This window comes from Glaciecola nitratireducens FR1064 (assembly GCF_000226565.1).
GTDB lineage: Bacteria > Pseudomonadota > Gammaproteobacteria > Enterobacterales > Alteromonadaceae > Glaciecola > Glaciecola nitratireducens.
This window is the reverse complement of record NC_016041.1, coordinates 3,841,589-3,865,397: the sequence shown is the minus strand read 5'-3', so window position 1 is coordinate 3,865,397 and position 23,809 is coordinate 3,841,589. Positions and strand designations below refer to the sequence as shown.

Here is a 23,809-nt window from a genome sequence, read left to right as displayed (position 1 = left end):
TGCGAGCGTAACTCAAAATATAAAAAGGTTATCGATTCAACGTATGAAGCTTTCATTAAGGCAGTTTAGCCAGTTCGTAATGCCTATAATTATCGGCCTAGCCTTAATTGTTTCTTTATCGATGACTTTCAGTGCTTCAGCCCAGCAGAGCGATGCGAACACCTTAAACTTGTGCGTCGATCCAGACTGGATGCCTTTTGAGGGGTTAATAGATGGGAAGCACACAGGTATAGCCAGCGATTATTTAAGCTTGTTTTCCGAACTAACACCCTACTCATTTAATATACTGCCAACAAAATCTTGGAAAGATACGACCGACAGACTCAAAGCTGGAGATTGCGATCTTACGTTGATGTTGAACAGCTCAGCCGAGCGCGAAAAATACCTGAGCTTTACCCTTCCTTACTTTTTTGGTCCCAATGTGCTAGTGAGCAAAAATGATATCCCGTTTATGCAAGATGTCAGCGCTATAGGTGATTTGAGTTTAGGTGTGGTTTCTGGTTATCGATTGCTAGAAGAAATACCGCTGTATTATCCGGGCGTTAACATTCAAGTAGTGCCTTCTGAAGAGGCGGGCCTCGTAGCAGTCGAACAAGGAGTTCTCGATGTCTATGTTGGCTCTTTGTACTCCACAAATTTACTCATACAGCAACTCGAGCTCACATCTCTTAGAATAAATGGTTGGATTTCTATCCAAGATAAATTGCGCATTGGTTTTACCAAGCCTAACGAGGCTTTGGTGCCTATCTTTAATCAGGCGATTGATAAAATCACGACCGCTCAGCATAATGAAACCCTATACAGGTGGAGTAACGTTCAAGTCATTAAGGAAACGGACTATACACTGCTTTATTATTTCCTTGCAGGCGGCAGCCTCATTATCTTGATGCTTTTGTGGCGCTATGTTGTTTCCGCGAAAGTAATGACCGTACTAAGTAACAAAAATGAAGAGCTTGAGCAGGTTAAACAAGCACTAACAAGCGCAAACAAAAATCTAGAGTACGTGTCTTTTCATGATGATTTAACCGCGCTTTACAATCGTCACTATTTTATGTCTGCGTTAAAAACACAATTCGCTCGTCTCTCGAGAGAGCAAATCAATTCTGTCATTATGATGGTTGATCTCGATTTCTTTAAAAAAATTAACGATCAACATGGACATATGACCGGCGATAAAGTGTTAAAGGAATTTGCTGGCGTTTTGACAGCAGCTTTGCGTGCTGGCGATATTGCGGCAAGGTGGGGAGGCGAAGAATTTATAGTATTACTGCCTGAAGCAAATAAAACACAGTCTCTGTCCTTCGCTAAAAGACTCATGAAGGCAGTTGAGCAACAATCCTTTGAAGCGGATATTCAACTAACGATCAGCATTGGCATGTCTCAACATAAAATAGGCGATAGCATTGAGTCTTGGATTGAACGCGCCGATACCGCGCTTTATCAAGCAAAAAATGAAGGCCGAAACTGTATTAAAGAATTAGCTTAGGAAAACTTCGGCAATACCTTGTTGCAATGGCATGAGTTCAGACGCGCACTGCTGATGAGTAAGCTTATTTAACACTCTGTAGAACTAAGTCTACAAACTCACCAATCTTATTAGGCTCTAACCAACGCGTCACAATAACCATGTCGTGCTGTTTGTCGATAACCACAAAATTACCGCCAAATCCCGCTGCATAATAAATAGACTCATCAGCAACTTGCTCCCACTTTCGCGGCCCTTTATTGAGCCACCACATATAGCCGTAGCTCTCATTAGCCGGTGACGACTGGGTTGCCCGAGTAATCCATTCAGAAGAAATGATTTGTTGGCCATCCCATTGACCGTCACGTGCAAACAATAAACCGAATCTAGCTTGGTCTACAGTATTTACAAATATCCCGCCACCACTGTGACCGCCTCCGGTAACAGATTTCATTTGCATGCCGTCTACAGTAACCCAAGCGTGGTCATATCCGAACCAGCGCCAAGTAGTTGAAGCACCTATAGCATCCATCAGGTTTTCTTTAAGCACCATGGGTAATGGTTTACGCCACGTTTGCAATAAAGAGTACGCTAATAAATTAACGCGTACATCGTTATATTCCATCACGGTACCGGGTTCGTTTAACGCTCGATTTTTCCAATCGTCTATATCGCCCTCACGAGGCGGACGGTCTGCCCAATCTTTGATACCAAACAAATCACCCGACCAATCCGAAGACTGATTCAATAAATGTTCCCAAGTCACTTTACTATTGTGACGACCTTCAAACTCACCGGACCAAACATAATTAGCAACGGGATCAGACACGTTCTTAATCAACTGTTTGTCTACTGCTAATCCGGCTATTGTCGACAAGTAGCTTTTGGTAACACTGAACGTCATATCTACTCGCTCAGGATTGCCCCACTGTGCCGCAATGTATCCATTTTTAATAATCAATCCCGTCGGGCCGCCTCGTTTTTTAGTCGGTCCTAAAACTTCATGAAAAGGCTCTCGTTCAAAGCCTTTTAAAATGGCAATACGCAAGTCTCTTGAACCACTGTACTCATTGCTTTTGGCAAAGTTAATGGCTTCGTTTAGCTTGCTCTGATCAAAACCCAATGCCTCAGAAGGCTTTGTTTGCCATTGATTGGTTTCGGGGAAATAGGCTTTGTCGCTAGTCTCTTTAGCTTGCATTGCATATGCGCTGCTTGAGAGAAATATTGCAATGAAGCTTGAGGTAATAGCAGATTGGATTAAGCGCATGAGATTCCTTTTAAAGAAGCTAGTAATTTAAATTCAGCGACAAAGGGCGCCGTTGAAAATGGCTGCAGCTTTAGGGACCTATAATTCGATTATAAACAAGCTGCCTTCATTATCTAAATCTATCATCGATAAGCGATGAAGAATAATAAAATGTTCGCCTACCGAACCCTTGTTAGTTAAACATTATACTGGTCAGTAAATTAAGCTGACTAAATTCAGCTTTATCCGCATCAAAATCAATACTCGTTGAATAGAACAAGAATGTCGTTTATTCTTTTTACTCTCAATTTAGTCAACTTCAATTCCCCGCGCGCTTTCAATACGACTGTACAGCTTTGATTGAGTTGTTAGTTGGGAACAAATCGCAATGACTATTTGAATCTTGTATGTGATTTAAGCACTCGGGTATAAAAGTTTAAAGGCGGCAAAATATGAATACACCATCGGCATCATTCACAAGAATGCAAGACGGAACGAAAGACGATTGGATGAAGATCGCAGCGGCGCACAAACTCGATTTTACGAAAACAGCCGACCGATTCATTGCGATGTTGCAGCAATTGGACGGTGTAACGTTAGGCTTTGCATGTGATCAGCTTCACCATGCATTGATGACGGCAACATTGGCTCGAAGAGCGGGCGCGACCGATGAGCAAATTGTCGTTGCGTTGTGTCATGATATTGCTAAAACCATAAACGTACCTAACCATGGCGCAATTGCTGCAGAAATGTTTCGCCCTTATGTATCTGACGATTGTTATTATGTGTTAAAGCATCACCAAGATTTTCAGGGTGAGCACTATTACGCCTATTTGGGCGCGCCAACTGACCTTCGCTTAAAGTATAAAGATGAGCCCTGGTACGAGCTAGCAGTAAAGCTCGTTGATGAATGGGATGCAGAGGGATTTGATCCTAACTTTGAAGTAGACAGTCTGGAAAGTTTCATCCCATTGGTTCGTAAAGTGGTTCACGATCAACCAATGTCATTGGGATAGATTTACAAGTTGGGTAATCCATCACGCGTTTATTTCTCTTCATGTACACGATGCCTAGCAAACTGGCGCAACAAAGAATGAAATTGCAGAGACTGTGGTTGTTGCCATATTAATGGGTGGGGCTCCGTTTGTGGTTTGTAACAGGGAAGCTGTCCTTGTATAAAAATAATCTGTCACTTATATTGAATCACGAGGCGTAACTTAAAACATAAAAAAACGCCATGCTACTCAATTATCAATGATTTAATTTATGTATCAACAAGGTTTACCATGGCCAAACAATCAACTTTCTCTCCTACCATTTCAGATACCCATGAGGTCACCAATCAAGCCAGCCCATTAGAAAACTATAACGCCTACGAAAGTGATCAAGTATTACAACAGTGGATTGATAAATTTGGTGGTAGCTGGGGCAAAGAAAAATTATCAAAATATGGTGAGTTAGTCGGAGGAAAATTACTTTCTGACGGCTTTGAAGCAAATAAACATAAACCAGAATTTGTTTCACACAACCGGTTTGGCCATCGCGTCGATTTAGTTACGTTCCATCCTTCTTACCACAGCTTGATGCACGAGGCGATAAGTGCTGAACACCATTCTTTGCCTTGGACTAATGATAAAAAAGGGGCGCATGTGGTGCGAGCGGGATTAGAATTCTTGCATACTCAAGCAGATCCAGGAAGCGGTTGTCCATTAACGATGACATTTGCTGCAGTGCCTGCAATAAAGCACCAACCTACCTTGGCCAAAGAATGGCTTTCTAAAATCACAAGTACTACTTATGACCCTCGAAATATTCCTTTTTATGAAAAGTCGGGCCTAACAATAGGTATGGCGATGACCGAAAAGCAAGGTGGTTCGGATGTTAGAGCTAATACAACACGTGCGGTGCAGATTGGTGAAGACCAAGGCGTGGCTACCTTTGAAATTGTTGGCCATAAATGGTTTTGTTCTGCACCAATGTGTGATGCATTTTTTGTATTAGCTTATACAGAAATCGGATTGAGCTGCTTTTTATTGCCGCGTTGGAAGCCTGATGGCACTAAAAACCCAATGCATATTCAACGACTAAAAAATAAAATTGCCAATGTCTCCAATGCATCATCAGAGGTTGAGTTTAGAGGTGCTTTTGCTTGGCTCGTTGGTGAACAAGGCCGTGGTATCAATACCATATTAGACATGGTTTCGATGACGCGTTTTGACTGCATGGTGGGCTCGTCTTCTATTATGTCTTTGGCTATACAGCAAGCTCTACATCACACTGGTGAGCGCAGCGTTTTTGGTAAAAACCTTCATGAACAACCTCTTATGCAAAACGTTTTAGCAGACTTAGCCATTGAGGCAGAAGCTGCCCTCGCTATTTCGATGAGAATGGCAAAAGCATTAGACGATGATGAACATGACTTTGTTAGAATTGGAACGGCAATAGGAAAGTATTGGATTTGCAAGCGGGCTCCTCAACACACCTATGAATGCATGGAGTCGATTGGTGCTGTTGCATTAATTGCCGACAACGTGTTAGCTAGACTGTATACCGAATCACCCGTTAACGCTATTTGGGAGGGCTCAGGTAATGTGCAGTGTTTAGATGTGCTACGGACTCTGCAAAAAGAGCCTTTAGCCGTTAAAGCGTTTATCCAAGAATTAGGGCAAGCTAGAAATATAAATGAATTATATGATGATTATTTTATCAAGCTTGAAGCATCGTTAAGTAACAAGAAAGATTTAGAATTTAGAGCGCGCCGGATAGTCGAAAAAATGGCATTGGCTTGGCAAGCAGCCACTTTGCTTTTGTATGGTGATACGCTTATCGCTAACAGTTTTATTAAATCACGACTAAGCGATTCAGGTGGTCATATGTATGGAACACTCGATACCTCTGTGAATGTTGCAGAAATAATAGCGAGAGCAAAACCTAAACTAAACACAAATACGGCTTAATTCAAGTAAGTTAAAGTGCATTCAATATCAATCCGGGATCTACGATTCAGCAATAACACGCAGCGCAATCGTTATGGAAAGGCTAGCTTTGTAAGTGAGCGTTTCCGTTTTACCAGATAAAAACCAACAAATACTCATTTTTACAATGTGGATGCCTTTAGCACAAATGCTAATAATTCCTCATTAAAGCGTGTCGGGCATGTCAAAAAAGGTAAATGGCCTTCTTCGTCATACCAAGATACAACGGAGTTAGGTATATGCGCACTGAGTAATTCGGTTAATAACGGAAGAGAATAGTCGTCTTTCTTTCCGTGTGTTAACAACACTGGTATCGAAAGGTCTGCAAGCACATTTTCATAATTCATTTCCCTATCTCGCATCGAAACGCGAGTATTGAAACTGGTTTTTTGTATGTCTTCTATCACTTGATTAAAGAATACCGTGGACTCATTTCCACCGCATAATTCTGTGGCAAATTGTGTCTCAGCTTCTTGTCGCACTGAGGGGCTGTCACTGAAAAGTTGAGCTAAAAGTTCATACTTCGGGCCCTTAACGGAATTTATAGATAGAGTGCCGGCAGCAATAAAATTGATGCCCGCAATTTTATCTTGTCCATAGCACAAAAGGTAATCGTTAATTACTCGGCCGCCATATGACCAAGCGACGACAACAACATGTTCTAGCCCAAAATAATCTAAGATACTTTTTAAATCGTCAGCCCAAAACTGTGATTGTGCATATGAGAGGCTATCGTTGGGTTTATCGGAGTCTCCATGGCCTCGTAAGTCAGGCGCAATAATTCTGCATGCATTAGCTAATGCAGCGCTATGCAGTTGCGACTTCCAAATATGATGGCTACAGCAGGTGCCATGCAGAAGTAAAACAGGGAATCCATTCGGATTCCCTGTTTCAGTTACGGCAAGGTTAACACCATCAATACTTTTAACAGTGTGCACTTTAGAGAATGCCATGTTTACTTATGCCTACTATGCTTTTTCAGGATAATGCTCAGCTCTGACTTTTAACCAATGTTCCATATCCTGTTTTACATCGCGCGCTTTATCGTGAAAGTATCGTTCGGTTTCATCTACATTGTGAGTAAATTCAACAACAAGACCATTTGGGTCAAAAAAATAGACGGAATTGCAGTATTCATGATCGATATTCATATATTCGATGCCATGGTCATCCAAATTTTTTCGATGCGCAATCAACGTAGCTTCGTCAGGAACTTCAAGAGCGATATGGTGAGTCCATACATCAGTCTTATCAAAACCGCATTCTAGTTCTTCGTACTTAGACGGAAAATCAAAAAACGCTAACCAGCTACCATCTGCTAATTCAAAATAAAGATGAGCATACGGTGTTTCAGCACCTGTGATTGGGTCTGAGGGTTCAACAATAGCGCACACCAAAGGCATTTTGAGTATATCTTCGTAAAAAACTCTGGTTTCTTCTGCATTCTTACACTTAAAAGCGTGGTGGTGAAGCTTCAGAACAGAATTGGCGTTCTGCCTAGTGCGTTGCGTTGCTCTTAAAGTTTGAATCGGTGTATCCGATTTGTTCCATAAAGCTAAAGACATAATTATTCTCCAAGATCATTACCAAATTCGTATCGTAAATTTTAATTTATCGACGTTAAACTTATTGACGATAAATATACAAGCATTAATTACAGGTCAAAATTATAAGTATAGGTTAAGCCATAAACTCGCGGGCGCGCTCTATAGATAAAACCGCCGGGGGACCATTCTGAATTATATTGCTCATCCGTCAGGTTGTTCGCCCATAACGCTAAGGTCCAATTTTCTGCTTCATATGTAACTCTGGCATTCACTAAGTTAACAGGTTCACGCTCTGTAGACTCGTAGATATCGAAATTTGTTTTACCAATCTGCTGATAATCAATTCGCCAAACCACACTGTCAATACCATCGTTAACATCCATTCGATATTGCGTACCCAAGTTTACGGTTGTCTTCGATACGGCGGGTGTTCTATTACCGATAACGGTAGGGTCGCCAAAGTCTTTAATCTCGCTATCAACATAACCAAGGGCTGCGTTGAAACGCAAACCGGGTAGAGGGTTAGCAGTCATTTCAAATTCAAATCCTTGAAACTTAGCTTCTGGAATAACCCCAATATTTTGAGTTGAGTTTTCCTGTAAAAATACAAAAAACGGGGAGTTTTCGCTGTCTGTTGAGTAGAGAGCAAAGCCACCTCTAATACTCGCCACAGGTAGCTTAAATTTACCACCAACTTCAAATGTTTTGGCTGTTTCAGCATCATAAAACTCTTTGATGCCAATTATGCCAGCACTTCCAGCAATTGCATCAGAACCGGTCTGATTGAAACCGCCAGAACGGAAGCCGACGCTATAGCCACCATATAGGGTGAGTTCGTCCATGGGTTCATAGGTAAGTGTAAACTTAGGCTGGAGTTGACTAAAACTTTTCTTACGAACTTCTCCCTCTGTACCAACAGGGAAGCCTGGCACGTTTGGTATAAAAGCTTGTGGAGTTTGGGTTAAGTTTTCTCTATCGTCTTTGTCATAACGAAGAGATGCGTCAACTGTCCACATATCGTCAACTTCATAAGACGCGTTGCCAAAAAATGCCCAAGCAAAGTTATTTCTTACATCCGATAGAAAGTTCAGCTGAAAGTTATTTGGATCCGTGCTGATCCCGTCAAGCGGATCAGAAAATCCTAAACCAAAGTCTGCACGGGCTCCATTTTGTTGAAGTTGCTCCGTATCAACAATATAAGCCCCGTATATGTATTTAAATCTTTCATCGTCAGACGAGGTAAAACGAAGTTCTTGGCTCCAAGACCGAGAACCGAAATTTGAAATTTGACTTTGGTCAAAGGGAAGCCCCAGCACACTGACTAAGAGAGACTCTTCTACCGGTAGAAAATCAAAAGCATCACCCGCTATTAATTCTTTACTTCTGTCCCAAGCTGTTATGGATGTCCATTCACCGCCGTCAGCTGTTTCATAACTAACTTTAACGGAGGCACCATATAAGTCGCGATCATTAATACCTGGATTGTTAGTACGAATATCCAAAATGGTATTCACATCAGGCGTAATTCTATAATTGAACGGTTGGGTTTCTAGCGCGCTGTAATAACCACGGAAGTCAATTTCTAACTGATCGTTTACGAACCATAATGCTTTTCCGCGGAGAGATATATCACGCAGGGGGTCCGATTCTTCATTTAAGAAGGTATTTTCAATATAACCATCAGTATCATAGTAGGAACCGGAAATTCGGTATGCCCAATCTTCTCCCGCTGGACCACTTAAGCCTGCCTCTACCTTGTAGCCGGGTCCATTATCTATGCCGACCTTAACTCTGCCTTCAACATTTTCTGATGGATCTTTAGTAGTAATAACAATCGCGCCACCAATAGCGTTTCTGCCATATAACCCGCCTTGTGGGCCTTTTAGCACTTCGATTTGTTGTATATCAAATAGCTCTTGTTGAAACTGCCCTGCATCAGTTTGCTCTACACCATCAATAATGACAGCCACTGAAGGTTGCGTATCGCGGTTTTGTGATATCCCCCTGACGGTGATAAAAGCCATCCCAGCATTTTGAGTTTCAATTAGCGTTACGTTAGGAGTCAGGCCGATAAAGTCGGCTGGTCTTTCAATTCCTGCTCCATCGATATCTTCCGCAGTAAAAGCCGTTAGAGCGACAGGTGCATCCTGCAGTTCTTGGGTGCGTCGAGTACCCTTTACCATAATAAGCTCAACAGCTTTTGTATCGGCTGTGGACGAATCATCTTTTTCCACAGTTGCTTCTTGGGCTGACACTACACCGCTCAAAACAGCTGATATTGATACCGCTAGCATTGTTTTTCGAATTGCTGATATTTCAAAAGACGAATTCATAGTTTTCTCCTGCGTCTTATTGATGGAGGCAGGTAAATAGATACACCTGTCATTAACTTATCGTTAACAATATATACTTCGCCTATCGAAGTCAAGTACGATATGCGAATTAAATTAAATGTTAGCAGATCTAACGACGAGGGATTTTGGGCAAAAAAAAGCACTCTCTTGAGTGCTTGTTGTTAATTACTTGATTTGCTTAGTTGCCGAGTAATGCGTGTCGAAGAATTGGCCACTTACTCAAGGAAAACTGAATATCTCTTGCTGCATTAAGTAAAATCGGCAGTCTCGTTCTCACCATTTCTTCTTGTGCGATCCGCGAGGAACCCGTGGAGCAGTTTATAGCGGCTAGTATATTTCCCGACTCATCAAAGATAGGAACTGCGGTTGAAACAAGACCATAGTCTAATTCGTTAAGCGAAGACGCGTATCCTTGTTCTCTGACTATTTTAAGTTTATCGCGCAGTGTGTCTGGGTTAGTAATGGTTTGGTCGGTTAGTCTATCTAATTGCGCTGTTGCCAAATAGTTTTCTAGCGTATCGGTTTTCTGATGCGCTAATAACACTTTACCCATGGATGTAGCGTGTGCGGGAAATCGAGTTCCAATGCCAGCATTCAAGCGTATATGACGCTGCGTGGTTATATGCGCTAAGTATAAGATATCAGAGCCTGATAATACCGTCATAGAAGCACTATCGCCAGTCTCATCTCTAAGCCTTTGCAAATGCTCACTGACAACCGTGTCGATGCTTGCAGATGCTAAAAACGCAGAACCGAATACTAATACTTCGGGCTTGAGTAAGAACTTTCTTCCTACTTTGCCAACGTAACCAAGCTTAACCAAAGTATTTAAGCATCTTCGAGCCACCGCGGGGCTTAACCCCGTAGCAACTGCAACTTCGCTAAGCTGCATCTCTGGTCGAGATTGATCGAATACTCGAAGCACCGTTAGGCCTCGCTCCAAGGTATGCAGATACTCTGGATCTTTTTCTATTGTTGACACGACGTTACCTTAGTAAAGTTTTTGTAGACGGTAAACTATCAGAATTGACCAAAAATTCAATAAATTCGATTATCGAAAACGTTCTCCATTATGTTCTCCAAGTAAAGGCGGAGCAGTTACAGAAGTGGTTATTTCACCGTCAAAACGTAAAGGTGGTCTTACTGTTTTGTATTTACCCAAGACAGGATGTGGCGCTTCGACAAGCATTTGCATGTGTTTAGCTTGCGGTGTCTCTAAGGCATCCTTGGAGTTATACACAGGTGAATGTGGAACTTCTATTTCTATTAGTCTATTACACCAATACTCCAAAGGCTTGCTGAGAAAGATGGGCTTTAAATGAGCGAGTACTTTATCATAGTTGTCTATCCTCGATTCCCGTGAGCTAAACTCGGGTCTTGATAACATATCAGGCTCACCAACTGCATTAGCTAAACCAGACCAAAACTTCTCGGGTGAAGACATATGTAACGCAATCCATTCGGCGTCTTGACATTCAAAAACATAAGATTGGGATACATTTGGCCGGCTCTCCGGTCCCATTATTTGACCTGCAGAAAAATAATGAGTGAAATCATCTAGATTAAAATGACTCATTGCTTCGAACATTGAAATTTCAACAAGTTTACCCTGCCCCGTTTTTTCTCTGCTATATAAAGCGGCAAGTGCACCTTGCGAAGCGTAAAATCCAGTTATTGCATCAGCAATCGCTGGGCCAACAACTCTCGGGTTTTTTGGATTAAGTAGTAATCTTAAGAATCCAGTTGCTGCTTGCGCTACGGTATCAAAAGCGGGCTTCATTGCGTCCGGACCATCAGAACCAAACCCAGAAATCGAACAGTAAATAAGTTTTGGATTGATAGCTCGCAAACGTTCTGCATCAATATTTAATTTTTTAGCAACGCCAGGCCTAAAGTTTTCGATGAAAACATCAGCATCTTTTATTAGCTCATCAAAATATTCTAGGTCTTTTTGCTGCCTAGTATCGAGCTCTATGCTTCGTTTGTTTCTATTATATGTTTGAAAGTGGGGACTATATAGCTCACCTTTAAATGCTCGAAAGGGATCCCCTGAATCTGGACGTTCAATTTTTATAACGTCAGCTCCCATGTCAGCTAAAAACATACCGCATGCGGGTCCGGTAATAAAGGTGCCCATCTCTAGAACTTTAACATCAGATAATATGCTTGCCACTTGTCGCTCCCCAACTTAACCTAGAATTTATTGAAACTTTACATCTCTGTGTTTTGAATATACTATACTCTTCGGAAATCGAATACAAGTTCGAATATCGAATATTCAGGTGGTGCAGTTAAAAGAACAATACCACGTGATTCACATTTCGCTTACAACGATACAGGAGTTATTTCATATGAGAATAGGTAAGCAAGACAAGGCTCACTCTGCCATTTGCACCTCAACTGCCGAAAATATTACGGTCAGGGGACATGATCTGGTCGAAGATATCATGGGCAAAATGGACTTCACTTCATATTTTTGGCTTCTGGTTTGTGGTGATGTGCCAAATGAAAAGCAAAAATTCTTTGCTAATGTAGTATTAACCGCGATAGCGGAGCATGGTCTTGTACCAAGTGTTGTCGCAGCGAGAATGACTCTTGCCGCAGCGCCCGAAGCTTTTCAAGGAGCAGTTGCTGCCGGTTTGAACGGCTGTGGTTCAGTCGTGTTAGGTAGCGCGGAAATCGCCGGCCAGTTTTTACACGAGATAGTAGCAAATGAAGAACAGTACGGTTCGATTGATGAATCTGCAAAGGCGTCTCTCAACAAATTGAAAGCTGCTAGGGAAAAAGTACCAGGATTCGGTCATCCGCTTCACTCTACCGGCGACCCTAGAGCGAACAGAATACTCAAATTGGCTTACGAACATCAAGTTGACGGGAAATATATTGCAGCATCGAAGGCAATTGAAAAATATGTACCAGAGATAATGAATAGACAGCTACCGGTGAATGTAAACGGAGCGATTCCTGCGGTAATGCTTGATGTAGGATTCCCACTTGGCGCGCTGAAAGGAATATCTTTATTAGCGAGAACAGCAAGTTTAGTAGGGCACTTACAAGAAGAAACAGAAAATCCAATCGGCTTTATTCTTTCCGGCAAAGCTGCAGAAAGTATCAGCTACAACGGTGTAGAACCAAAACACAAATAATAGGAATAATATTATGACCAAAACTCTTATTTTATACTACTCAACATATGGGCATATCGAAGCATTGGCGAACGCAATTGCCGAGGGTGTTACTTCTGTTGAAAATAGCGAAGTTGTTATTAAGCGAGTTCCTGAACTTATGTCGGACGAAGTGGCTAAGCAAGCTGGAGCAAAGCTTGACCAAAGTGCACCGATTGCAACCGTTGAAGAACTCCCTGAATATGATGCAATTATTATTGGTACGCCTACTCGTTATGGTCGTATGGCTGCACAAATGGCAAATTTCCTTGATCAAACTGGTGGTCTTTGGTTCCAAGATGCATTGGTCGGCAAAGTGGGAAGCGTATTTACTTCTACCGCCAGCCAGCACGGTGGTCAGGAAACTACACTGATCTCAACTATTGTGAATCTCATGCACTTAGGAATGACGATTGTTGGTACTCCTTACACAGAGAAAAGACTCGTTAATATTGATGAGGTTTCCGGTGGAACGCCTTATGGTGCGTCTACGATCGCCGGTGGCGACGGTAGCCGAATGCCTTCTGAAAACGAATTAGAAATAGCTAAAAGTCAGGGGCGCCATGTTGCTTCGGTAACTCGCGCAATAAAACGCGGACAGTAATTTTAGTCCCCTTCAACTAACAGTAGCGCTAAAAAATAAGATGTATTTTAGCGCTACTTTTTATGTGTATTTTATATTATGAAAACCTTGCTTGATAAAATTTGGGGTTTGCATGCAGTGTGTGAACTTCCTAACGATGAAACGCTGCTTTATATCGATACGCATTTGATTCATGAGGTTACATCTCCTCAAGCTTTTTCAGGACTGCGCGATAAAAATCGCACCGTATTCAGACCACAAAATACCTTCGCCGTTGTCGATCACAACGTGCCAACAGTCAACCAGTCGTTGGGTATCCAAAATATCTCTGACGATGATTCTCGTATTCAGATAACCACACTCGAAAGTAACCGCAAAGAATTTAATATTCCCGGCTATTCTATGGGTGACAAGGAAAATGGCATCGTACACATTGTTGCGCCTGAGCGCGGCTTAACGTTGCCTGGTATGACAATTGTTTGTGGTGACAGCCATACTAGTACCCATGGCGCATTTGGTGCATTGGGTTTTGGTATTGGTACAACGGAAGTAGAGCATGTATTAGCAACCCAAACATTAAGAATAAAAAAGCCTAAATCTTTGAAAATAACGTTAACCGGTGAACCGTCAACATGGACGTCCGCAAAGGATGTTGCGCTACATGTGATCGCAACCATTGGTGCAAGTGGCGGAGTGGGTTACGTTATTGAATACTGCGGCGACTATATTACGGCGTTATCAATGGAAGGCAGGATGACTCTTTGTAATATGGCAATCGAAGCTGGCGCTAGGTCTGGCATGGTAGCTGTAGATCAGACAACCATAGATTACTTAAACAAAACAGCAAACGCTAATGCTAAATACCCCATCTTAAAGTCTGACCCAGATGCCGTTTATGATAAATTGGTAGTGATAGACATTGATGGTTTAGAGCCAAGAGTGACTTGGGGAACAAGTCCAGATCAAGTATGCGGAATTCATGATCGAATCCCGGCACTGGCTAGTGATTCGACAAAAGCTGAAGAGCTGAAATATAAGCGAGTTCTAGAATATATGGGTATGTATTCTGGTGAGGAGCTTTTATCTATGACAATCCATAAGGTTTTTCTCGGTTCTTGTACAAATTCAAGAATTGAGGACTTGCGCCTAGCCGCATCAATTTTGAAAGGGAAACGGATCAAAGTAGGTTTATCAATGATGGTTGTTCCCGGCTCCGGTGCAGTCGCAAGACTTGCAGAGGAAGAGGGTTTAAAAGACATTTTTGTGAAAGCGGGATGTGATTGGAGAGAACCTGGCTGTTCAATGTGCCTTGCTATGAACGAGGATAAACTGTTACCTGAAGAGCGTTGCGCGTCTACATCAAACAGAAATTTTGAAGGTCGACAAGGAAGAGGAGGCCGTACTCATCTTGTATCGCCGGCTGTCGCTGCAGCCACAGCAATAAAGGGACGAATTGCTCATCCAATGGAGGTTCTGTAATGTTTACTACAATTAAAGGATCGGCTATTTCTTTATTAGAATCTGATATCAATACTGACGATATATTACCTAAGCAGTTCATGAAATCGATTACCCAAAAGGGTTTAAAGAGAGGCTTATTTTATAACAGGCGATACTCTCAAAGTGGCGAGCAGGAGAGTGATTCAATTTTTGATAAAGCGCCGTATGACAAAGCTAAAGTGATCGTTTCAGGAGCTAACTTTGGCTGTGGCTCATCTCGTGAACATGCTGTTTGGGCCATCAAAGACTTTGGCGTAGACTGCGTAATAGCCGAAAGTTTTGCCGATATTTTTTTTAATAACGCGATAAAAAATAATCTCCTCCTGATTAAGGTAAACGCCGCGTTTCTTACAAAGTACCGAGAGTATTACCAAGGTGGTTGTGAGGATCTAACGATTGACTTAGTTGAGCAAACCATCAGTGCTGATTTACTTGGTAAACATGACTTCGATATACCAAAATACCTGAAAGAAAGATTGATTAATGGCCTTGACGAAATTTCAGATACCCAGAGATACATGAATCAAATACTTACTTATGAAGCTAAACGTAACTTAAATTAATCATCCACGAATCCTTTTGATTATTTTCTTTGGCTTTCATTTAAAACCACACTCGGCTTTTATGCGCACTAGTTGGCTTCGGAATATCAACTAAAAAAGCCCCAAAAGCATAGTTATACTTTGGGGCTAAGGGAGTCACACTAGCTGTTGATATTAGATTTCGACTTGTTCTGATGTTATTAAGTGTACCTACTACACTTACACACCTTACGAAGAGCTTTTATCAACCGTTTCGTTAATGATTAGTTTGCTTGCGCTTCAGTAGTGATGGTCAACGTTACTTCATCGCTAACATTTGGTACATACTGGTCTATCCCAAAGTCAGAACGTTTGATTGTTGTACTTGCGTCAAAGCCAATTGCTGCTTTTTGAGTCATCGGATGCGGGCCTTTACCGTTCAACGTTGCTTTAAACACTACGAGCTTCGTGGTTCCCTTTATGGTTAGCCTACCTGCAACATCATAGGTATTTTCACCAGTTGAGGTAACTTTAGTGCTCTCAAAAGTTGCTGTTGGATAAGTGCTGACATCAAAGTACGCTTCAGCCATAAACTCATCAGTTAGTTTAGGAACAAAAGTATCGACTGTTTTTACAGGGATTGATACGGAGATAGTTGATGCGGAAGGCTTGTCTGCGTCATAAGTAATAGAACCCGATACATCAGAAAACGCGGCCGTTGGATTAGAAAAACCGAAATGATTCCAAGTAGCAATAACGGAAGTGTGCGTCGGGTCAATGGTATAAGTAGTATTTGCCATAGTATTGACACTAAGCATTGCGGTAGAAACGAGTAGAAGCGATTTTAATTTGCCGATCATAGTTAAGTTTCCTATTGTTTAGGGTTTTGTTGAGCAACAAGAATACCATCAAAAATTTTCACTACAATGTACATTTAGCGAGCAAAACGTTCTAATTTTTCGAAGTGTTTGCGCGCTTAGCAGATAAAACTGGTCCGCTAATGTGAAACCGACAGAGGTAACTCGAATTTTAGTGGTGCTGTTTGCAAACGAATTTAGCCTGATGCATATTGTTAATCGTCGACGTATGAGCTCTGTATAGCAATTCTCATAAAGCGACCTTCCTAAGCAATTATACGGAAATTATATGAAACCACTTTTACGAATATTATTGCTTAGCTCTACAGTAGTGCTCACTTTTGCTTGCTCGGATAACCATAGATTGCCTCAGCAGGCCGACCCGGATTTCCAGCCTCAAAATACGACAAGAAGCTTTTCTAAACTTAACAGTCCAGTCGTATTTATTGATGAGGCTCACAATAACTTTCATACTGCGAATGGTCGATTTAGTGCATTTGCAAAAGTTCTGGCCAGCGACGGCTACACGGTTAAAAGTAGCACAAAAGCTTTTACATTAGCCGGTTTGGAACAGGCTGATATTTTGGTTATCGCCAATGCTCTTGACGCAGGCAGACAAGACTGGACACCGCCATTTCGCGACGCGTTTGATGCTAAAGAAGTTCAAGTGATTAAACAGTGGGTATCTGAAGGAGGCTCTCTATTCCTAATTGCAGACCACATACCCTTCCCAAAAGCTGCAGAGTCCTTATCCCTTGCTTTTGGCTTTGAGTTTAGCAATGGTCACGTAGATAAAGCGATCTTTCGTATTGATGATGAAAGCCTTGCTCAACACTCAATAACAAAAGGGATGAAGTCCAGTCAGCAGTATAATAATGGAGCAGATACCTTTAATGGCCTTATTGAACCCGTGACAAAATCAATAAGACAGGTACGGACATTTGGCGGTTCAGCTTTTCAAGCACCAAACGACGCCAAAGCACTATTGATTTTAGGCAAAGGTTCTACTTCACTTTTACCCGAGATACCTTTTCAGATTAATTCCGAAACTCCAAGGGTATCAATGGAGGGCTGGTCTCAGGGTGCTGTATTAGAAGTTGGTGACGGTCGAGTTGCAGTGTTCTCCGAGGCCATGATGTTTACCTCACAAATCTATATTCCTACTGGAGAAAAACATGGATTGGTATCGGAAGGTGCCCAGCAGAATGAGCAGTTCTTACTTAATGTTATGCATTGGCTGAGCAAGAAGATTTAGATGAGCGCTAGCGAAATATTCGAGTCTAAGAATGGTTGCAGAAAAGAAGATATCACACTCGCCTCTTTTTCAAGTTTGCAAAATTGGTGCGAGACTTAGCATAGAATGTTGTAGTTAGCGCCATGTCAGGTTACTTAAATTAACACTTTAAAACCTAAAAATATCAGCACCACACCACCAAAAATTTCAGCTTTATTACCCAACCAAACGGATGAGCTCCGACCCATAAGGACACCTGAGTAGCTGAATAAAAATGTGATAATAGCAATGATAATGCAGGCATAAATGCCGTTTATACTCATCAAGGTTAAAGTGAAACCTGCAGCGAGTGCGTCGATGCTAGTCGCAATTGCAAGCATCAATAATGCATGGTGTGAGTATTTTTTCGATGTTACGCCTTTTTCGGGTGGAGATGTAAGCGCTTCGTATACCATTTTGATACCAATAATAAGCAGTAAGATAAACGCTATCCATTGCGTATACTCACCAAGCCATCCGAATATTGCAACGCCTCCCAGATAGCCAAACAAGGGCATTAAGCCTTGGGCAATGCCGAAGTATAAACCCGCTAAAAGCGCCATTTTTTGAATTTGCTTTGGATTGCTAACGCCGATTGTTAAGGACACTGCAAATGCATCCATGCTCAAGGCTATTGCGAGGAATATTATTTCAATCATGGGGACTACTTATTGGTTCAACTTGGGTACGTTCAGGCTAGTAAAGAGGCCGTATATTGTATGCACATGATCGTTTATTTAATGTCATTTTAACTGCAGAAATAAGTGCTTGACCTTTGAGCGGCTGCAAGGTTTATGATGGTAAAAAGAAAATGATACTGCACGTGGTGTATATTAACACGCAAAAAGTAACTTTATACAGTTCTATAAAAAGAAGTGCACGAAAAGGACGCGCAATACATTGTCATATATGCAACCTTCGATAAGGAGAGTTTTATGAATAACGTCAGCAAAAGTAACACCGTCGAAGCTAAGCATGCGTGTTGCAAGCCAAAAAATACTACACAGCCAGATGCATCAGACGACAAAATCACGAATAATCTAGCAAGTAACGATCGACAATCAGAACACCATCTCATCGTGGACGGCGCAAGCTGTGCCAGTTGCGTAAGTAAAATTGAAAAAGCACTTAACTCCGTTGAAGGCGTCCAGAGCGCAGAAATGAATTTTGCACAGCGAACCGTGGTAGTTGTCGGCAACGTGGCGGATGCCTCTCTGATTTCAGCGGTTGAAATAGCCGGGTATAACGCAAAAATTGACACAAGCGAATCAGAAGAAGAGGCGGTTGATGAAAAAGACAAGGCTGATGCGAAATACTATAAAAAGTTAATACGCGATATGTCTATTGCTTTGCTGATTGGTGTCCCACTCATGATTTATGGGCTGGCAATTGGTGAAATGACCGTGACGACAAGCACAGAAAGGTTGGTATGGTTCTCCGTAGGGCTATTGACGCTGGGCGTCATGATATTTTCGGGTAAGCATTTTTACATTGGCGCGTGGCACTCTTTTAAAAATCATTCTGCCAACATGGATACCTTAATTGCATTAGGTACAGGCACCGCTTGGATATATTCCATGGTGGTAGTCGCGGTGCCTGACTTACTCCCTCTCATGGCAAGGCACATTTATTTTGAGGCGACTGCGATGATTATCGGTTTAATTAACCTTGGTTTAGCCTTGGAAGTGAAAGCCCGTGGCAAAACCTCTGAAGCGATTAAAAGACTGATTGGTTTGCAGTCTAAAACCGCTAGGGTAATTCGAGACAATAAAGACATTGATATTCCCATTGAAAATGTCCTGCTTGATGATTTGGTGAGAGTGCGCCCGGGTGAAAAAATATCCGTCGATGGTGTGGTGACTGAAGGGCACACAGCGATAGATGAGTCGATGCTAACGGGCGAACCTATGCCTGTCGAGAAAACGCAAGGTGATAAAGTCGTTGCTGGTACTATTAACAAATCTGGCTCGATAGTGTTCAAAGCAACGCGAGTAGGCAAAGATACCGCATTAGCGCAAATCATCAATATGGTGAAGCGAGCTCAAAACTCTAAGCCCCCTATTGGTCGAATGGCAGACGTGATTTCTGCCTATTTTGTGCCGGTTATTATGATCATTGCGGTGTTGAGTGCACTCGCTTGGTTAAATTTTGGACCCACTCCAAGTATTGCTTTTGCCATTGTATCGGCCACGACTGTGTTGATCATTGCCTGCCCCTGTGCACTTGGTTTGGCTACGCCAATGTCGGTCATGGTGGGTGTAGGTAAAGCGGCTGAAGCTGGTGTATTAATAAGAAACGGCGAAGCATTGCAAAGCGCATCAACAATAACAACGATGATTTTAGACAAAACCGGCACGATCACTGAAGGTGCGCCAAAAGTCACCGATGTACTTGTTGCAAATAAGCTAACGCGAGAAGAAGTATTGATGTTCGCCGCGAGCATAGAAGCAGGCTCTGAGCATCCACTGGCAATGGCGATAGTGGAGAGTGCCAAGGAGCAGGGGATCGAGCCTAAAAAGGTCACTGGGTTTGCGTCGATTGCAGGGCAAGGTGTTGAAGCTAAGTTAGATGACAGCGTGCTGTTGTTTGGTAACGAAAAGCTAATGGCTAAGCGCGGCATCAACATAGAAGCGTTCATCGACAAAGCACAAGCATTCGCTGAAGAAGCAAAAACGCCTATGTACTTCGCGGTCAACAATGAGTTAGCGGCGGTAATTGCGGTTGCTGACCCAATTAAAAGTGACTCTATCGAAGCGATTAAACGCTTACAGAACAGCGGTATCCGAGTTGTGATGTTGACAGGTGACAATAGACTCACAGCAAAGGCGATAGCAGAAAAAGTCGGTATCAGTGAATACGTTGCTGAAGTCTTGCCTGAGGACAAAGCAAAGAAAGTCGTTGAGTTGCAAAGTGATGGGGAAATAGTAGGCATGACCGGTGACGGTATCAATGACGCGCCGGCTTTAGCTCAAGCAAATGTTGGCTTTGCTATCGGAACAGGCACTGATGTAGCGATAGAAAGCGCCGATATCACCCTCATGCGGGGTTCTTTGCATGGATTAGCTGATGCAATCGCTGTGAGCAAAGCGACGCTAAGCAATATTAGGCAAAACTTGTTTGGCGCATTTATCTATAACGTGGCTGGCGTGCCCATTGCGGCTGGCGTGCTTTATCCGTTTTTTGGCTTGTTATTGAGCCCAGTGATTGCGGGTGCTGCAATGGCATTTTCCTCACTCACCGTGGTGACAAACGCCAATCGCCTGCGTTTTTTTAAAGCAAAAGAACATTAGGAGTATTGAGTTATGTTATGGATAAATTTAATCGGCGTGGCCCTTATCGCCATTATTGTTTGGTGGTTTTGGCTTTATAAATCGTCAAGTGTTGCGCTGCAAGAAGGCCGTGTTGAGGTGATTGTCAAAGATGGCGTATACCAGCCGTCCAAAATCAAAATACCTGCAAATAAAGAGACTGTGCTTATGTTTACAAGGCGCGACCTGTCATCTTGCGCGGAAACTCTACTCATTCCTGATTTAGAGATTAATGCAACGCTGCCGCTGAACAAGCAAGAGAGTGTGACAATACCCGCTTCACCGTCTGGTCACTATGCGTTTCACTGTCAAATGAAAATGTACGTAGGTGAGTTAATCATCGAGTAATTAAGACAGCCTATGCCGGTGAGAACGACCAAGCTTGCATTTTGAATGAGCTCACTCATTACGTATGTGGGCTGGATAGGTTATTATTAATTTTTATGTCTACTGTTACGGGAGAACCAACCATCGTCGAAAAGAAAACTAATAGCGTCCTCTGCGATGCTGAAAACTGCATTCAAGTGCGCGGAGCGCGCGTACACAACTTAAAGAATATCGACATAGATTTACCTCGCAACGCACTCGTCGTTTTCACCGGCATTTCCGGCTCTGGAAAATCGTCACTCGCTTTTGGAACATTATTTGCCGAATCACAGCGGCGCTATCTTGATTCAGTCTCTCCTTTTGCGCGCCGACTCATTGATCAAGTAGAAGAACCTGACGTTGATTCGATCGAAGGCTTGCCGCCAGCGGTCGCAATGCAGCAACAAAGAGGCGCGCCTTCGGTTCGTTCATCTGTAGGCAGTGTCACCACAATTTCAAATGGGCTGCGCATGCTTTACTCCCGCGCCGGAGAGTATCCGCAAGGACAAGGAATACTTTACGCCGATTCCTTTTCTCCGAATACACCAGACGGTGCTTGTCCTAAATGCCATGGAATAGGGCGAGTTTTTGAAGTGACCGAAAAGATGCTTGTGCCTGATGCGACAAAAACAATTCGTGAGGGCGCTATTGCTGCTTGGCCGCCCGCGTGGCAGGGTAAAAACCTTAGCCGTATACTGGTTTCACTGGGGCACGACATTGATGTGCCGTGGAAACTGTTACCGAAGAAAACGCGAGACTGGATCTTGTTTACGGAAGAAACCCCGACCGTGCCGGTTTTCCCCGAATACGACTCCGCACGCACGCTTGAAGCTATCGAAAATGGCGAAGAGCCGCGTTACATGGGCACATTTGCGAGCGCAAAGCACTTCATCCTCAATTCATTCGCTACTACTCAAAGTCAAAGAACCAAAAAGCGTGTTTCTCAATTTATGCAAATATCTGAATGTCCAGACTGTGAAGGGAAGAAACTCAAGCAAGCGTCTTTGCAGGTGAAGTTTGCTGGGCTCGACATTGGAGAACTGTCGCGCTTAACGCTTAGTGAGCTTGCTGAGCGGCTGCGTGAAGCCGAAAGTAAAGCTCATACGGCGGATGGGTTGCATAGCTCGCATAAAGAAAAAAACATCGTTGCACAACGAATTACGCGTGATATTTTGGCGCGTGTTGATGCACTCACAACGCTTGGCTTAGGTTATCTGTCGTTAGAGCGAGGCACTCCCACCTTATCTGGCGGTGAACTGCAGCGTCTGCGCCTAGCAACTCAAATTCGCTCAAAGCTGTTTGGCGTTGTTTATGTACTAGACGAACCGTCTGCAGGTTTGCACCCCGCCGACACTCAGGCCTTATTAGGCGCATTAGATGAACTGATACGCGCTGGCAATTCATTATTTGTGGTTGAACATGACGTAAGCGTTATTCAACACGCAGACTGGATAGTAGACATTGGCCCTAATGCGGGCAGCCATGGTGGTGAAGTTGTCTACAATGGTCCGATAGAGGGCTTGCGTGACGTTACCGAATCGCATACTAGGAGCCACATTTTCGCAGCCACGGCTAGCGCCAAAAAGGCACAGCGAGCGCCTGCAGCTTGGTTGAAGTTAGCGGGAGTAGAACGCAATAATCTTCAGGGGCTGAACGTTGATTTTCCACTCGGTGTGATGTCGACGGTTACCGGCGTATCGGGTTCTGGCAAATCTAGTCTTGTGAGTCAGGCACTGGTTGAACTGGTTTACGATGCGCTTGGCCAAAAAAAGACGGTCGATGAGCCTAATGGTGAGGCGGACTTACTCGAGCGGGAGTTAGACACTTCAACTCGCGGACAAATTGTTGCGGGAATGGAGCATGTGAAGCGCTTAGTTAGTGTTGATCAGAAGCCAATTGGCCGCACTCCGCGCTCTAATCTTGCCACATATACCGGCTTGTTTGATCACGTGCGTAAGCTGTTTGCTTCAACGCGTGAATCAAAAGCGCGACGCTATGATGCTGGGCGCTTCTCGTTTAACGTAGCAAAGGGGCGCTGTTCGAATTGTGACGGGGTTGGATTTGTTAGTGTCGAGCTACTGTTTCTGCCAAGCGTTTATTCACCATGTTCCGTGTGCCAAGGGCAGCGTTACAACGACAAGACGCTGGAGATAAGCTATCGCGACAAGAATATCGCCGAAGTGTTAGATTTAACCGTAGAGTCTGCGCGCGCATTCTTTGAAAGTGAACCTTTAGTGGCGCGTGCATTGGATGCCTTGCTTCAGGTTGGTCTCGGCTATTTGAGACTCGGCCAGCCTGCCACAGAGTTATCAGGCGGTGAGGCTCAGCGCATCAAACTTGCAACAGAATTACAGAGGTCACAGCGCGGTGATACGCTTTATGTGCTCGATGAGCCAACGACTGGCTTGCACCCAGCCGATGTCTCGATGTTAATGCTGCAATTGAATGGGCTGGTTGACGCAGGTAATACCGTCATCATGGTCGAGCATGATATGCAGGTTGCTAGCAACAGCGATTGGGTTATTGACATCGGTCCCGGCGCTGGCGATGAAGGTGGATTAGTTGTCGCGCAGGGGTCACCTGCGCACGTTGCAAGGTCGAAGAGCAGTCGAACGGCTCCGTTCATGCTGCCTTAATTGTATGAGAAACG

19 protein-coding genes are annotated in these 23,809 nt (G+C 43.2%); 11 read left to right on the top strand and 8 right to left on the bottom strand.

All coding sequences use genetic code 11. The annotated features are described in order from the left end of the window. The first annotated feature begins 43 nt into the window (after positions 1 to 43). Positions 44 to 1,486 carry a diguanylate cyclase gene (locus tag GNIT_RS16290; RefSeq protein ID WP_014110403.1) on the top strand — a complete coding sequence of 481 codons (1,443 nt, stop codon included), beginning with the start codon at positions 44 to 46 and terminating at the stop codon, positions 1,484 to 1,486. A 64-nt stretch (positions 1,487 to 1,550) separates the two neighbouring features. Here the strand turns inward: GNIT_RS16290 and GNIT_RS16285 are convergent, their stop codons facing one another. Then, positions 1,551 to 2,732 carry a serine hydrolase domain-containing protein gene (locus tag GNIT_RS16285; RefSeq protein ID WP_014110402.1) on the bottom strand — a complete coding sequence of 394 codons (1,182 nt, stop codon included), beginning with the start codon at positions 2,730 to 2,732 and terminating at the stop codon, positions 1,551 to 1,553. A gap of 431 nt (positions 2,733 to 3,163) precedes the next feature. Between GNIT_RS16285 and GNIT_RS16280 the strand changes: the two genes are divergently transcribed. After that, positions 3,164 to 3,727 (top strand): HD domain-containing protein, encoded by a 564-nt coding sequence (locus tag GNIT_RS16280; RefSeq protein WP_014110401.1) that lies wholly within the window; start codon positions 3,164 to 3,166, stop codon positions 3,725 to 3,727. A gap of 270 nt (positions 3,728 to 3,997) precedes the next feature. Beyond that, complete coding sequence (locus GNIT_RS16275) at positions 3,998 to 5,668, top strand: acyl-CoA dehydrogenase family protein (protein WP_014110400.1); 1,671 nt, start codon at positions 3,998 to 4,000, stop codon at positions 5,666 to 5,668. A gap of 140 nt (positions 5,669 to 5,808) precedes the next feature. Here GNIT_RS16275 and GNIT_RS17775 read toward each other — a convergent pair whose 3' ends face one another. The 5 genes from GNIT_RS17775 to GNIT_RS16250 form a co-directional block, all read right to left on the bottom strand. Then, the gene (locus GNIT_RS17775; RefSeq protein ID WP_014110399.1) at positions 5,809 to 6,639 is read right to left on the bottom strand and encodes an alpha/beta fold hydrolase; all 831 of its coding nucleotides are present in this window, start codon (positions 6,637 to 6,639) and stop codon (positions 5,809 to 5,811) included. A gap of 15 nt (positions 6,640 to 6,654) precedes the next feature. Next, positions 6,655 to 7,251 (bottom strand): VOC family protein, encoded by a 597-nt coding sequence (locus GNIT_RS16265; protein ID WP_014110398.1) that lies wholly within the window; start codon positions 7,249 to 7,251, stop codon positions 6,655 to 6,657. An 89-nt stretch (positions 7,252 to 7,340) separates the two neighbouring features. Then, positions 7,341 to 9,566, bottom strand: coding sequence for a TonB-dependent receptor (locus GNIT_RS16260; RefSeq protein ID WP_014110397.1), 2,226 nt, complete (start codon positions 9,564 to 9,566; stop codon positions 7,341 to 7,343). 199 nt (positions 9,567 to 9,765) lie between these two features. Beyond that, positions 9,766 to 10,569 (bottom strand): IclR family transcriptional regulator domain-containing protein, encoded by an 804-nt coding sequence (locus GNIT_RS16255; protein WP_014110396.1) that lies wholly within the window; start codon positions 10,567 to 10,569, stop codon positions 9,766 to 9,768. 69 nt (positions 10,570 to 10,638) lie between these two features. Next, positions 10,639 to 11,760, bottom strand: coding sequence for a CaiB/BaiF CoA transferase family protein (locus GNIT_RS16250; protein ID WP_041246483.1), 1,122 nt, complete (start codon positions 11,758 to 11,760; stop codon positions 10,639 to 10,641). Positions 11,761 to 11,938: 178 nt separating this feature from the next. Here GNIT_RS16250 and GNIT_RS16245 point away from each other — a divergent pair, with 178 nt between their 5' ends. The 4 genes from GNIT_RS16245 to leuD all read left to right on the top strand — a co-directional run bounded on the left by GNIT_RS16245 (position 11,939) and on the right by leuD (position 15,397). After that, positions 11,939 to 12,733 (top strand): citryl-CoA lyase, encoded by a 795-nt coding sequence (locus GNIT_RS16245; protein WP_014110394.1) that lies wholly within the window; start codon positions 11,939 to 11,941, stop codon positions 12,731 to 12,733. 13 nt (positions 12,734 to 12,746) lie between these two features. Further along, on the top strand, positions 12,747 to 13,355 hold the full coding sequence (gene wrbA / locus GNIT_RS16240; protein ID WP_014110393.1) for an NAD(P)H:quinone oxidoreductase: 609 nt from the start codon (positions 12,747 to 12,749) through the stop codon (positions 13,353 to 13,355). A gap of 75 nt (positions 13,356 to 13,430) precedes the next feature. Further along, positions 13,431 to 14,813 carry a 3-isopropylmalate dehydratase large subunit gene (gene leuC / locus GNIT_RS16235; RefSeq protein WP_041246481.1) on the top strand — a complete coding sequence of 461 codons (1,383 nt, stop codon included), beginning with the start codon at positions 13,431 to 13,433 and terminating at the stop codon, positions 14,811 to 14,813. Further along, a complete protein-coding gene (gene leuD / locus GNIT_RS16230; protein ID WP_014110391.1) occupies positions 14,813 to 15,397 on the top strand; it encodes a 3-isopropylmalate dehydratase small subunit in 585 nt (194 codons plus the stop codon). Before leuC ends, leuD begins: the two co-directional genes overlap by 1 nt. Before the next feature lie 242 nt (positions 15,398 to 15,639). Here the strand turns inward: leuD and GNIT_RS16225 are convergent, their stop codons facing one another. Next, the gene (locus GNIT_RS16225; protein WP_014110390.1) at positions 15,640 to 16,215 is read right to left on the bottom strand and encodes a YceI family protein; all 576 of its coding nucleotides are present in this window, start codon (positions 16,213 to 16,215) and stop codon (positions 15,640 to 15,642) included. A gap of 286 nt (positions 16,216 to 16,501) precedes the next feature. Between GNIT_RS16225 and GNIT_RS16220 the strand changes: the two genes are divergently transcribed. Further along, a complete protein-coding gene (locus GNIT_RS16220; RefSeq protein ID WP_014110389.1) occupies positions 16,502 to 17,467 on the top strand; it encodes a DUF4350 domain-containing protein in 966 nt (321 codons plus the stop codon). A gap of 134 nt (positions 17,468 to 17,601) precedes the next feature. Here the strand turns inward: GNIT_RS16220 and GNIT_RS16215 are convergent, their stop codons facing one another. Continuing rightward, the gene (locus GNIT_RS16215; RefSeq protein WP_014110388.1) at positions 17,602 to 18,144 is read right to left on the bottom strand and encodes a manganese efflux pump MntP; all 543 of its coding nucleotides are present in this window, start codon (positions 18,142 to 18,144) and stop codon (positions 17,602 to 17,604) included. Positions 18,145 to 18,420: 276 nt separating this feature from the next. Here GNIT_RS16215 and GNIT_RS16210 point away from each other — a divergent pair, with 276 nt between their 5' ends. The 3 genes from GNIT_RS16210 to GNIT_RS16200 all read left to right on the top strand — a co-directional run bounded on the left by GNIT_RS16210 (position 18,421) and on the right by GNIT_RS16200 (position 23,795). Continuing rightward, positions 18,421 to 20,775: a heavy metal translocating P-type ATPase gene (locus GNIT_RS16210; protein ID WP_014110387.1), complete on the top strand. Its 2,355-nt coding sequence runs from the start codon at positions 18,421 to 18,423 to the stop codon at positions 20,773 to 20,775. A 12-nt stretch (positions 20,776 to 20,787) separates the two neighbouring features. Continuing rightward, complete coding sequence (locus tag GNIT_RS16205; RefSeq protein ID WP_014110386.1) at positions 20,788 to 21,141, top strand: cupredoxin domain-containing protein; 354 nt, start codon at positions 20,788 to 20,790, stop codon at positions 21,139 to 21,141. 95 nt (positions 21,142 to 21,236) lie between these two features. Next, positions 21,237 to 23,795, top strand: a complete 2,559-nt coding sequence (locus GNIT_RS16200) for an excinuclease ABC subunit UvrA (RefSeq protein ID WP_014110385.1) — start codon at positions 21,237 to 21,239, stop codon at positions 23,793 to 23,795. Positions 23,796 to 23,809: the final 14 nt, after the last annotated feature.

Coding starts and splice junctions, on each gene's coding strand:
- GNIT_RS16225 (WP_014110390.1), bottom strand. CDS start 16,215: ATGATCGGCAAATTAAAATCGCTTCTACTCGTTTCTACCGCAATGCTT.
- GNIT_RS16280 (WP_014110401.1), top strand. CDS start 3,164: ATGAATACACCATCGGCATCATTCACAAGAATGCAAGACGGAACGAAA.
- GNIT_RS16290 (WP_014110403.1), top strand. CDS start 44: ATGAAGCTTTCATTAAGGCAGTTTAGCCAGTTCGTAATGCCTATAATT.
- wrbA (WP_014110393.1), top strand. CDS start 12,747: ATGACCAAAACTCTTATTTTATACTACTCAACATATGGGCATATCGAA.
- GNIT_RS16275 (WP_014110400.1), top strand. CDS start 3,998: ATGGCCAAACAATCAACTTTCTCTCCTACCATTTCAGATACCCATGAG.
- GNIT_RS16205 (WP_014110386.1), top strand. CDS start 20,788: ATGTTATGGATAAATTTAATCGGCGTGGCCCTTATCGCCATTATTGTT.
- GNIT_RS16200 (WP_014110385.1), top strand. CDS start 21,237: ATGTCTACTGTTACGGGAGAACCAACCATCGTCGAAAAGAAAACTAAT.
- GNIT_RS17775 (WP_014110399.1), bottom strand. CDS start 6,639: ATGGCATTCTCTAAAGTGCACACTGTTAAAAGTATTGATGGTGTTAAC.
- GNIT_RS16220 (WP_014110389.1), top strand. CDS start 16,502: ATGAAACCACTTTTACGAATATTATTGCTTAGCTCTACAGTAGTGCTC.
- GNIT_RS16265 (WP_014110398.1), bottom strand. CDS start 7,251: ATGTCTTTAGCTTTATGGAACAAATCGGATACACCGATTCAAACTTTA.
- GNIT_RS16210 (WP_014110387.1), top strand. CDS start 18,421: ATGAATAACGTCAGCAAAAGTAACACCGTCGAAGCTAAGCATGCGTGT.
- GNIT_RS16245 (WP_014110394.1), top strand. CDS start 11,939: ATGAGAATAGGTAAGCAAGACAAGGCTCACTCTGCCATTTGCACCTCA.
- GNIT_RS16285 (WP_014110402.1), bottom strand. CDS start 2,732: ATGCGCTTAATCCAATCTGCTATTACCTCAAGCTTCATTGCAATATTT.
- GNIT_RS16260 (WP_014110397.1), bottom strand. CDS start 9,566: ATGAATTCGTCTTTTGAAATATCAGCAATTCGAAAAACAATGCTAGCG.
- leuD (WP_014110391.1), top strand. CDS start 14,813: ATGTTTACTACAATTAAAGGATCGGCTATTTCTTTATTAGAATCTGAT.
- GNIT_RS16215 (WP_014110388.1), bottom strand. CDS start 18,144: ATGATTGAAATAATATTCCTCGCAATAGCCTTGAGCATGGATGCATTT.